The sequence below is a fragment of the Brevibacillus porteri genome (genome assembly GCF_003013475.1).
GTDB lineage: Bacteria > Bacillota > Bacilli > Brevibacillales > Brevibacillaceae > Brevibacillus > Brevibacillus porteri.
Genome location: NZ_PXZO01000055.1, coordinates 59,825 through 73,259 on the forward strand (window position 1 = coordinate 59,825; position 13,435 = coordinate 73,259).

Here is a 13,435-nt window from a genome sequence, read left to right on the forward strand (position 1 = left end):
GCTTTTTATTGGGAAGAAAATAATCACGAAAAGACATAACTTTAGTTAGTATTTTTTGCAATAGACTGTTGTTACCATATTTTTGTTTCACCTAGATGTTTTGCTAGGGGAGTGTGTCGACAGTAGGGGGAGTTCAAATGAAGAAGGAAGGAGGACAGTGTTATTGATGAAAAGAATGATTGCTCGTTTATTGGTATTTACTTTGCTGTTTGCAATTGTCCAACCTGTGTTTATTCAAGAAAAAGTGAACGCAGCTAATCTTACAGATGTGATTCGAGTAGAGGCGGACAAGTTCGTGGATGCGTCTGGTGCCTATCCAGAGGGAATGCAATATGAATTGATTCAGAACGCGTTGATCGTTGGCTATGCGCGAGACTCTGGCGGGGACTATGGGGCTGCGAATGCTGCCCTGCGTTTTGACCTGAGCGGCGTGAAAAGTGAGAAGAAAATTGAGTCCGCCAACCTGAAAATTTATGTGCATAAGGTAGAATCAACAGGTGGAGATAAGCCCTTTATTGATCTATGGGGCTCGTCTGATGACAGCTGGAACGATGATTCTACGTTGACGATACCTATGCATAGTGAAAGAATCATAACAAATGAGATGCTTCCCGATAATTTCACAGGGTGGAAATCGTTTGATGTAACCAGCTTTGTTAAGAGCCAGATTCCAGACAAAAAAGCTACCTTTGTTTTAAGAGGACGACAAACAGCGCCGCCAGCACCACTTTTGTATCAGCCTCAAATCGTTTTCTACGACAAAAGAAATAGTAGCTACGCTTCTCAGCTGGAAATCACTTATGCTGCTAACACTCCACCAACCGATATCCTCTTATCGTCCAATTCGATTCCTGAAAACAATCAAATAGGAGCGGTAGTTGGTACGCTGTCGGCAGTAGATCCTGATCAAGGAGATACCGTTACGTTCAGCATTCTAAACAATTCGGTGCCATTTACTGTTGAGGGAAATCAACTGAAGGTAACGGAAAAATTTGATTTTGAAACGAAGTCGACTTACTACGTACCGATAACCGCAACAGACTCGGCTGGCAATTTCTTTACCAAGATGATGACCATCCAGGTGACAGATGTAAATGAACCACCTACGACAGCGACGGTTACCATCAATGGCGGTGCTGCGATTACGAATTCAGCAAATGTGACGCTTACTATGACCCATGATGACCCTGACGCGGCCAAGCCAGAGTACCGTTTGACGAACGTGGAAGGTGGTCCTTGGAGCGAATGGAAGTCGTTTGTGACACCTGTGACGTGGACTCTCACAACAGGAGAAGGGACCAAATCGGTCTTCATGGAGCTGCGTGACGGAACAGGAACTGTCTTGCAAGCGCAGGATAGTATTGTGCTGGATACGACACCTCCGGTAGGAACTATCGAGATCAATAACGGGAACGTAGCCACTTCATCGGAAAAGGTAGAGCTTACCATTCTGGGAAGCGATGTGAACGGCCCGGTAGAACTGATGTTATCGAATGATAACAACTTTACAGGTAGTTGGCTGCCAATCCCAGCCAATAACAAGCTGGAATGGAACTTGGCTAGTGGAGACGGACAAAAAACAGTCTACGCGAAGTTCCGTGATGGTGTAGGGAATCTGTTTACGACATCCGATACCATCGTGTTAGACAAAACGCCGCCTATTGTGACGGGGGTTGCGAATGACAGCTTCTACACGGCGGATGTCACCCCTGTCTTCGACGATGGCACAGCAACATTGAATGGTGCTCCTTTTGCCAGCGGGACAAAGGTGAGTGTGGAGGGCAAGTACACGTTGGTCGTGACGGATACAGCGGGGAATACGACGGCGGTAACCTTTACCTTGGATAAAACCGCACCTACTGGAACTCTTGCGATCAATAACGGAGCCACCCATACGAATAACCAGGATGTTACTTTGCAAATTGATGGCACGGACGCTACCAGCAAGGTAAAAATGAAGCTGTCCAACGATAACACCAGCTGGAGTGCTCCAGAGGATGTTGCGACCACCAAGGCTTGGAAGCTAACAACTGGGGATGGACAGAAAACGGTCTATGTACAGTTGATCGACGAAGCGGGCAACACCCATGATTTACAGGCATCGATTACACTCGACACGGTTGCACCTGTTGTCACAGGGGTAGAGAACAACAAGCTGTACAATCAGAGTGTTACGATCAGCTTCAACGAAGGAAAGGCGACCTTGAACGGAAAGCCGATAGCTGACGGAGAAATCGTCAATGAGGATGGAGCCTATACGCTGATTGTCACAGATGAAGCGGGCAATACGACTATCCTTCCATTTTCCATCGATCAAACGAAGCCGTCAGGCAGTCTCAAGATCAATGGTGACGCCAATTATACCCATACACTGGCAACTACATTACAAATTGCCGTTACCGATTTCAGTAATGAACTACAGATGCGCTTTTCCCATGATACGAGTGATCCAGCCAATTGGACTTCCTGGGAAACGCTGACCACGACAAAGGCGTGGACCTTGCCGACTGGGGACGGAACCAAGTCGGTTTACATGGAAGTAAAGGACAAAGCAGGGAATATTGCCAGCTTTACCGATGAGATCACGCTCGATATGACCAACCCTACGGGTGCCTTCGAAATCAATCAAGGCCAGTTGTATACCAACTCGAGCAAGGTTACGTTGAGTGTGGAGTCGGCTGATGCTCATGGTGTGGAATTGCGCTTGTCCAATGACAACCTGACGTGGAGCGATTGGAAAACGGCACCATCAAAAGGCGACGTTCTATGGGAGCTGAGCGGTGTTGATGGAGCCAAAACGGTCTATGTCGAGCTGAGAGATCCAGCCGGAAACCAATTGGCCCTTCAAAAGCAAATCACGCTGGATTCAGCTGGACCAGTCGTCACAGGAGTCGCCCAGAATGGTGTCTATGCGAGCGACGTAACGATTTCCTTCAACGAGGGAACGGCATTACTGAATGGCAGTCCGTTTACGAGCGGTTCTGTCGTCACTGTGGAAGGATCGTATGAGTTGGTCGTCACAGATGAGGCACAAAATCGCACGACGATTCGTTTCACGCTGGATAAAACACCACCGACAGGAACGCTCAGCATCGATAACGGAGCCGAATTTGCGAAAACAGAAGATGTGACGCTACACCTTACTTCCCCAGGGAATACAGACGATATCGAAATGCTGGTCTCAAACGCGGATGACAATTCGGGTACGTGGGAGCGTTTCGCAGAGTCAAAAGCATGGAAGCTGGCTAATGGCAGTACAAACGGCACCAAAACGGTTTATGTCAAGCTGCGGGACAAAGCGGGGAACGTCACAAAGCTAAGCGATACGATTGAGCTAGATGTGGTGGCGCCAACTGGATCTATCACGATTAATAACGGAGACAACTATACCAAGTCTCGTGATGTTACGCTCGCCATAACAGCGAATGACAGTACGAGCGATGTGCAAATCCGCTTCGCCAATGGTGACAACGACTGGAGCGATTGGGAGGCAGTAACTGCGACCAAAGCATGGCAATTGAAGTCCGGTGATGGAACCAAGACTGTCGAAATGCAGATTACGGACAAGGCAGGGCACATCACAACCGTTTCCGATACGATCGAGCTGGATGCAGATGCGCCAGTTGTTACAGGAGTCGAGGACAAAGGCATTTACAAAGATGACGTGACCATCACCTTCAATGAAGGAACCGCGACATTGAATAGTGCTCCGTTCGCAAGTGGCGACCAGGTAACAAGTGAAGGCAAGCATGAACTGCGGGTCGTAGATTCTTCCGGAAACGAAACCAAGATCACGTTTACCTTGGATAAGACAGCACCAACGGGAACGTTCGTCATCAACAATGATGATCGTCTAACTAGCTCCACCAGCGTGAGACTGCATGTTACTGCTACGGACAATTTGGGAGATGTCGACATGCGCATCTCCAATGACCAAGGCAAGTGGAGCAGCTGGGAAAAAGTGACGGGAACAGTGCCGTGGAACTTGACGTATGGCAATGGCACGAAAAAAGTTCTGATCCAGCTTCGCGACCAGGCAGGAAACACCGTCGAACTGGATGATTCCATTGAGCTATATGTGTCGAATCCGCCAACGGGAGAGCCTGTCACCGGAGTTGAGTTGGAGGAAGAGGAGTTAACGCTGCGTGTTGGCGATACAGAAAGCCTTCGTGCTACTGTAAAACCAACGAACGCCACCAACAAACGAGTCAAGTGGGAAAGCAGCGACTCTGAGATCGTCGAGGTAGATAAGGAAGGCAAGATCACGGCTGTAGCTTCTGGGACCGCGACGATTACAGTGACGACCGAGGATGGGAACAAAACCGATTCGGTGGAAGTAACCGTTAAGGAAATAGGAGAGTCGGTCACCGGAGTAGAGTTGGAGGAAGAGGAGTTAACGCTGCGTGTTGGCGCTACAGAAAGCCTTAGAGCCACTGTAAAACCAGCGAATGCCACCAACAAACGAGTCAAGTGGAAAAGCAGCGACTCTGAGATCGTCGATGTAGATAAGGAAGGCAAGATCACGGCTGTAGCTCCTGGGACCGCGACGATTACAGTGACGACCGAGGATGGGAACAAAACCGATTCGGTGGAAGTAACCGTTAAGGAAATAGCAACCTTCCAGTTGGAAACAAACGAACCGTCCTTCTGGATGAAGCCAAAGGGAACCACGACCTTACGCCTTTATAAAGTAGAAGGCAAAAAACGCAAAGACATCACGCGAGACAAAAATGTTGAATACGACACGGAAAACGGGTTGGTTACCGTCAAGCAGGGCCGCATTACGGCAGGAAAAGAAGAGGGAGAAGACATCGTTACCGTTCGCTATATGGGCGAGGAACTGGAGATTCCGGTGACGGTTTCTAAGAAAACCATTCGTTCATTGACGACTTCCCTCAAGGATTTGGTGCTGGAGATCGATGAGGAGAAGCAGCTAACGTTGACAGCCGTCTTCAGTGACAAGAACACCGAAGAGGTGACAGAAAAAGCAACTTGGTCCTCAAGCAACGAAGAGGTCATCGAAGTAACAAAAGAGGGAAAAGTGACAGCGCTGGCTGAAGGGAAGGCTGTCATTACTGCGAAATATGGCGGTAAAAAGGTAACCAATCGTGTGCTCGTAGTAGAGGAAAAGAAAGTAAAAGATTTGCGAGTATCGCGCTCTTCGCTGCGCTTGAAGGCAGACAATACTGGAGAGATCGTCCTGTATGCGGTCTATAAAAATAGGTACGAGGAGATCGTCACCAAGGATGCCGAATGGACAGTGGAAGATCCTGAGATTGTGACTGTAGAAAATGGTGTCGTGACCGCACTGGAATCTGGTAAAACAACGATTACAGTGGAATACGGCGGCGAGACCATTACGATTAACATTACGGTCTGGTAAATGAAAAGGGGCTGTTCGATCTACTGTGGAGGGCAGCCTCTTTTCCATTCTGTTTTCAAAGGTGAAGAAATATGGAAAACGCATTCATTGCTTTTGTCACTAGCATGATGGTTGGGGCTATTTTCTTTGGAATTTTATGGTGGGAAGGCTCGTGGTTCAGTCTTCGGTTTACGAAGTGGTACTTCGGTATTTTATTTGCAGTCTCGATAGTAGTAGGAGGGTATACCCTTTTTCAAGGGTAATGATTGAACGTATCGAGTAAGCAAATTTCTACAAAGAAAAATAGACATGTTCAACCTTCTCAGGTATCGATCAATTTCTACACCAGCCTACCCGAGAAGGTAAACATGTCTATTTTTGTTTGATGATGAACCAATGTCTAGGCTAATATTTGACATAAAATTCAGATATGATATAATGACCTTAAATGGTAATCTATTACATTTTATACTTTTAATAGGTAATTGTTCTAAAAATTCCCCTTTTCCTAGTAGAATCTGAAGCTGCCTTTCCACGATTCGAAAGAACAATTCACCATTCAATTGCAAGGCTTCCCTGCATAGGTGTTTCATACTCAACTGTATTCAAACACTACTCCACTTTTTTCACGAATTCATAGCAATTCGATTCAGTTACCTTCCCTTTCACATCTCGTTTGTAGCCGCTTTGAACATGCACGATAATATTTGAAAACAACATGTTTGTTTGGTCAACTATTCCTATGTTTTTCCCTTTTTCTATTTGCTTCACCTTAACTAATCGGGTGTCCAGTCTTTATCGTGGACGATTCGATGAGTCAACGCCTACTTTGTAAAGGAGGGGGAGGCTTACCGACTACTATCCATTTTAAAAGTCTGATCAAGCAGAGCGGGTGAGGAACTTCATAATTTTAGAGGGTTCCCCCTTCATTATCAAGCTCAAAAAGGGAGGATAACCATGACCATGGAAGATCAAGTGAGTCATTGGCTTTCAGAATTGGCAGGAGAGGCTCCATTGCTACAGCTTCCGTTTGATATCCCCAGACAAAAAAATGTTCGCTATGAAGAAGAGTGGCAATCGATTGATCTGTCAAAACCAGTGGGGGAGAAAGCAAGATTACTTTGCATGCAAGAAGAGACCGACATGTTTACGCTATTCTTGGCTGCATACCATAGCTATCTTTACAGATATACGGGGCAAAACGACATTCGGATTGGTGCGATAGCGAGTGATAGCTCTGCCTTTTTTGCAAGTCGAGTGATTATGGGTGGAACGACGAATTTTAAGCAGCTGTTGAACGAGGTCAAAGAGAATAGGATGGAGGAGAAGCTTACCAGCAACTCCGAAACTACGAAATTATTTCATACCTTTTTAAGAGTAGGAAAAGCTGGGGATGGGGATATCAAACTTTTTGTCGATTCCCAAATAGCAAAGGTAGAGCTGCGTGTTGATGTCGAAGAAGCTGAGGGAATGCGCATCACATTTACATATAATTCCTTCCTATTTACACAACAGACGATACGACGAATGATCGAGAACTTTTGTAACTGGATCGAACAAGTAATCACGGATGTCGAAACTCCTATTGATTTATTGAGACTAATAACCAAAAACCAGGAGAGAGAACTGGTAGACGAGTGGTGCAGGAATGATGAACCCACGAATGTTCCTGACACAATCTTGAATGCCTTTGATTTCCAAGCCAATCGGAATCCCGATGCCATTGCGCTCGTTTATAAGCAAGAGAAGATGACCTATCGGGAATTGGATATCCGCTCAAATCAATTGGCGAATTACCTCCGAAAGATTGGTGTAACGAGTGAAGTGCTGGTGGGAATATGCCAAGAGCGTTCCATGGAAATGATCGTGAGCATATTAGGTGTGTTGAAAGCAGGAGGCGCTTATGTACCGATCGATCCTGCTTATCCCGTTCAAAGACTCCACTATATTATGGAAGATGCTGCTTTACAAGTAGTGATTGCGGATGAAGCGTCCGCGACGAAAGTGCCTGACGGAATAAAAGTGGTAAAATTGTCGGATTATTGTGAAATTTTGCCGAATGAAAGCACGGAGCCCCCTGCAATGGAAGTAAACGGCCACAATCTTGCTTATGTCATCTATACCTCCGGCTCGACAGGAAATCCGAAAGGGGTAATGATTGAGCACCATTCCGTTATGAATTTTCTTCAAACGCTGGAGAGGCGCAGTCCGCTTTTACAAACGGACAGGCTTTTACAAAAAACGTCTGTTTCCTTTGATGCTTCTGTTTGGGAGCTCTTTTGGTGGATGTTGAAAGGAGCTAGCTTGTACATCCTCCCGAACAGCGATGAGAAAGACCCTGCCTTGCTTGTGAAAGCAGTCGAGATGCATAAAATTACCCATCTCGAGTTTGTGCCATCTATGTTGAAAGCTGTATTGGATTATATAGAAAATCTGGGTTCTTCTTTTGCATTATCCTCCTTGAAATACGTCACAGTTGGAGGGGAAGTACTTCCGCCTCATGTTGTTACGAAATGTACCGATCTGTTGACCATTCCTCATGGTACAACCTTATACAACACATATGGGCCGACAGAGACGACAGTCGAGGTTGCCAGCTTCAAATGCCATCCAGATGAAAAACACGCGCAAATACCCATTGGAAAACCGAATGCCAATACACAGTTATACGTGTTGAACGAGCATTTGCAAATGCAACCTGTCGGAGTTGCCGGAGAACTGTATGTCGGCGGATCAGGCGTAGCAAGAGGTTACTTGAACCGTCCTGAATTGACAGAGGAACGATTTATTTCCAACCCGTATTGTCCAGAATCAGACTCGCGTTTGTATCGAACGGGAGATTTGGTTCGGTACTTGGCCGACGGAAACTTGGAGTATATCGGGCGCAATGACAACCAGGTAAAAGTGAGAGGGTACAGAATTGAGCTGGAGGAAATTGAAGTCACTTTAGGCAATCATTCGACTGTTGAGCAAGCAATCATTGTCGCGAAAAAAGACGCCTATGAAAATAACAAGCTGATCGCTTATGTGATAGGGTCTGGAACGGTAACAGAATGGCGTGATTATCTGAAGGCTCAGCTTCCAGAGTTCATGGTTCCAGCGTATTTTGTGAAAATGGATGTTTTCCCGCTTACTCCCAGTGGAAAAATTGACCTGAAGTCACTGCCAGAGGTAGGTAATAGTCGTCCGCATGTTTCGACGGAATATGTAAAACCGGAAACAGAATGGGAAACGAAGCTCCTGGACATTTGGAAGGATTTGTTCGGATACGATGAGATTGGAGTCGAGGATAATTTCTTTGAATTAGGCGGACATTCGCTGTTGGGGACTCAGGTTATTGCCAGAATCCGTGCTCTTTTCAAGAAAGAGATTCCGTTGTCTGCTCTGTTTACCCATCCGACGATTCGGAGCATCGTGCCGATCGTAACTGCTGCAGATGAGGTAGATGCAGTGGATGCGTTACCTGCCATCAAGAGGGTATCACGAGATCGAGAATTGCCGCTTTCTTATTCGCAAGAAAGAGTGTGGTTTTTAGAACAGTTAAGCGCGAATAATTTGGCTTATATTTTTCAAGCCACAATGAAAGTGCGCGGGATGCTGGATCTCCCCATACTCAATAAGTGTTTTACAGAGATTGTTCGCAGACATGAAATATTCCGAACGGTTTTTCATGAGAAAAATGGACAACCCTATCAGGTGATCTATGAACCATTCGATGTGGAATTGCCTGTTATAGATGTTTCGCACTTACCTGAGAGTGATCGTGCCGCCGAAGTCCAAAGGCTCATTCAAATGGAGATCAAAAATCCGATTGATATCGCACAGCTGCCATTGGCGCGATGGATTGTTTATAAGATTTCTGAGTTGGAGTCTGTCATTTTGTTTGTGGAGCATCATCTGATTCATGATGGATGGTCATTCCGCAAATTTTTAAAAGAACTGTTTACGCTATACAGTGCCTATCTTGAAAAGAAACCATCTCCACTGGCTGAGTTGCCGATTCAATTCGCAGACTATTGCGTATGGCAGAATGAGCTGTTTAAGCGCGGCAAGGAAAACAAGCAGTTAACGTACTGGAAGAATCTACTGCAAGGGGCCAATGGGCTTCTGGAACTGCCCACTGACAGGCCACGACCAGTAAATCAAACCTTTCACGGGAATATGTTCACCCAATTAATACCGGAAGAACTGTATCTTCAATTGCGTGATTACTGCATGAAAACAAATACGACCTTATTCATGGTCATGATGTCTGCGTTTCAAACCTTGCTCCATCGTTATTCCAATCAAGAAGACATTATTGTAGGTTCGGGTATCGCGAATCGCCGCTGGAAAGACACGGAAGAATTGATCGGGATGTTTGTCAACAATATTGTGATCCGTACGCAATTTACCGACAATATGACGTTCCAGGATGTATTGCAAGATGTGAAGAGATCGGCCTTGGAAGCGTACGAAAATCAAGAGATTCCTTTTGACCAAATAGTCGATGCCTTAAAACTGAAGCGTGATCAAAGCCGTAACCCTCTATTCCAAGTCATGTTTAGTTTCCAGGATGCAAAAGTCACGCATTTACCTGTATCCAATCTGAATATTCAACTCACCGAAGGCATTAGCAACGGATCGGCCAAATTTGATATCAACGTAGTAGTGACGAATCATGAGGAGCTCTCTTCTTCCCTTTTAACAAAGGATGAATACGGAAGTATAAGCCTTGACTGGGAATACAATACGGATTTGTATGAGGAATCTACGATGCGCCGCATGTTTGCGCATTATATTGAATTGCTAAAAAGCGTTCTTACGCACAGTGACCAGACGTTGCATTCCATGCCTATGCTGACCGCTTCTGAAGAGAACCAAATTCTCCAAGAGTGGAATGACACGGAAGTTGCGTTTGAGGATCAGAAAACGCTCCATCAAATATTCGAAGAGCAAGCTGCCCGGACGCCAGAGCGAATGGCGGTTGTATTCGGCAACGAACAATGGACCTACAGGCAAATAAACAACAGGGCAAACTTCCTGGCAAGCAAATTGCGAAATCAGGGAGTGAAGCCGGATACATTAGTAGGATTACTGAGTGAGCGTTCTCCCGACATGATGATTGGTATTCTTGCCATTCTAAAAGCGGGTGGAGCCTATATGCCGATGGACACAGTGGCTCCGAAAGATAGACTGTCCTATATTCTCCGGGATAGCGATACGAAGGTCGTCGTCATGCAAGAGAAATTCAAGACAGCGATCGATTTCAATGGACCCGTCCTGTTATTGGAAGAGAATAGGCCGGATCAGGATGTAGAATGCGAGAATCTGGAGTCCGTTGCCCATTCGAAAAATTTGGCGTACGTCATCTATACCTCAGGTTCGACGGGGGCACCAAAAGGAGTCATGATCGAGCATTGCTCGGTTGTCAATCGGATGAACTGGATGGTCCATCGCTACCCCATGAACGAGGATGACACCATCTTGCAAAAGACTCCCTATTGTTTTGATGTTTCCGTAACGGAATTAGTCCTATGGTTTTTCACTGGTAGTAAATTATGTTTCCTCGCTCCCCATGCAGAGAAAGACCCGGAGCTTATTGTCAAAACGGTTGCCCAGCATCAGATAACTTATATTCATTTTGTTCCATCGATGCTCAGCATCTTTTTAGACCATTTGGAAAACGTGGATTGCGCAGAGGAAATCAAAACTTTACAGCGAGTCTATACAACCGGGGAAGCTTTGAGTGCGGAACAGGTTCAACGTTTTCATCGATTAATCGGGCAAAGGAATCATACGACTCTTATTAATCTGTATGGTCCTACGGAAACGACCATTGAAGTGACCTACTATGATTGCCAGACCGATAGCAAGGTAATCCCCATTGGTAAGCCTATGGATAATATTCAAGCCTACATCCTCAATAAGGAAGGGGACCTGCAACCAATAGGCGTGATGGGCGAATTGGTTATTGGGGGCATTGGTCTTGCACGAGGGTATATCGGAAAGCCTGAGTTAACAGCTGAACGTTTTGTCCCGAATCCTTTTGGCAATCCATCTGAAAGGTTATACAAGACAGGTGACTACGCTCGGTGGATGCCAGACGGCAATATTGAGTACATCGGCCGTATGGATAATCAAGTGAAAATTCGCGGTTATCGGATTGAATTAGGTGAAATCGAAGCGGTTATGAGGAAGCAGCAAGGGGTAGGAGAAGTGGCAATCATTGCCCATGAATATGAGCCGGGAGATAAACGATTAATTGCTTATTACAGTGGGGCATCAGAGGCAGAGACAGTAAAAAGCCATTTACAGAAACAGTTACCGCCTTATATGATTCCTTCTTATTTTGTACGGGTGGGGGAAATGCCGCTCACATCGAGTGGCAAATTGGATCGTAAAGCATTGCCACTGCCTGAGATCCACATAGTAAGCCATCACTACACAGCGCCGCGAAACTCAACGGAAGAATTGCTCGCACTCATATGGAGTGAAATTTTAAGAGTAAACCAAATAGGGGTATTTGATTCGTTCTTTGAATTGGGCGGGCATTCCCTGTTGGCAACACAGGTTGTATCGCGCATACGAGAAGTGTTTGGTCAACATCTACCTCTCCGAGCGATCTTTGATTGCCCGACCATTGAGGGGTTGGCTAAGCGGCTAACCGAATTGCGACAAGGCGAAAAAATGGTTCAACTGCCTGCGCTCCTGCAAGTGGATAGAACGGAACCCATTCCGTTATCTTTTGCGCAGCAGCGGTTGTGGTTTTTTGACCAACTGGAGCCAGGAAGCAACGTCTATAACATTCCTTATGTATGGCGCTTAAGCGGTTCATGGGATGTTGCCGCATTAGAAACAGGATTTAATCAATTGGTTGAACGTCATGAAATGCTTCGTACCGTATTCGCAAAACAAAATGGCGTTCCTGTACAGCTCGTTAAGCCGCATCAATCGAGATCACTGCCTGTCATACATGTAAGTAGTCTCTCCGCGGATGAAAGTGAAAAGCAGGTCCAGCATTATATTCAACAGAGTGCTGATCGCGTATTTGACTTGAGCCAAGGACCGTTGATTGAAGCCGAGCTGATTAAGCAGGATGAATCAGAGTATGTTCTGCTTTGTACTGTACATCATATTGTATTCGATGGCTGGTCAGAGGATATCTTGTTGGACGAGTGGATGGCATTTTATGAAGCAGCAGTCAGCGGAACACCTGCTGATCTGCCACCGTTATCCATTCAATACGGGGACTTTGCTGTCTGGCAAAGACAATGGCTATCAGATGAGACGATGAAAGAGCAAGTGGCGTATTGGGAAAATGAACTTGCAGATGATCTTACGGTGCTTCAGTTGCCATTCGATCGTCCACGACCAGCCATTCAAACGTATGCAGGAGACATGCAGCATATCGATTTGGCCCCTTCATTATTAGAAAAACTAAAAGCTTTCAGCAAGCAAGAGGGCGCTTCCTTGTTCATGACATTACTGGCTGCCTATCAGAGCTTTCTCTCTCGCTATACGGGACAAACAGACATTTTAGTAGGAAGCCCGGTTGCGAATCGCACTCGAAAAGAAATGGAAGGGTTAATCGGGTGCTTTGTAAACACGCTGGTCTACAGAGTGAACGTCGAAGACAATCCAAGCTTCAGGGAATTGGTCGCCCAAGTCAAAGAAAAAACGTTGCGAGGGCAAGAAAATCAGGATGTGCCCTTTGAAAAAATAGTAGAGGCTCGCAAGCCAGAGCGAAATGCAAGTTACTCCCCTGTTTTCCAAACGATTTTTACGATGCAAACCCACCTGAGAAACGTAAAGCAATGGCCAAATAGAAAAATTGAGCCAGTGAAAAGCACCATCAAGGTTGCCAAATTTGATTTGTCCATTTCAATAGAAGTCCATTCAGAGCACTCGTTGACGATTTCATTCGGCTACAATACAGACCTATTTAATCCGTCCAGCATAGAACGAATGATCGGACATTTTGTGAATTGGCTCGAACAAGTGATGGCATATCCTGAGGAGTCAATAGAAGGCTTGCGATTGATTTCAGAAGAGGAAGAAAAACAACTGCTGGAAATGTGGAGTAATCATTAG

At 45.7% G+C, this 13,435-nt stretch carries 2 protein-coding genes; both read left to right on the forward strand.

Annotation, left to right across the window (positions count from 1 at the left end):
- Nucleotides 1-166: 166 nt before the first annotated feature.
- Nucleotides 167-5,383: an Ig-like domain-containing protein gene (locus C7R92_RS25940; protein WP_106836137.1), complete on the forward strand. Its 5,217-nt coding sequence runs from the start codon at nucleotides 167-169 to the stop codon at nucleotides 5,381-5,383.
- A gap of 936 nt (nucleotides 5,384-6,319) precedes the next feature.
- Complete coding sequence (locus C7R92_RS25945; RefSeq protein WP_106836138.1) at nucleotides 6,320-13,435, forward strand: amino acid adenylation domain-containing protein; 7,116 nt, start codon at nucleotides 6,320-6,322, stop codon at nucleotides 13,433-13,435.

Coding starts and splice junctions, on each gene's coding strand:
- C7R92_RS25940 (WP_106836137.1), top strand. CDS start 167: ATGAAAAGAATGATTGCTCGTTTATTGGTATTTACTTTGCTGTTTGCA.
- C7R92_RS25945 (WP_106836138.1), top strand. CDS start 6,320: ATGACCATGGAAGATCAAGTGAGTCATTGGCTTTCAGAATTGGCAGGA.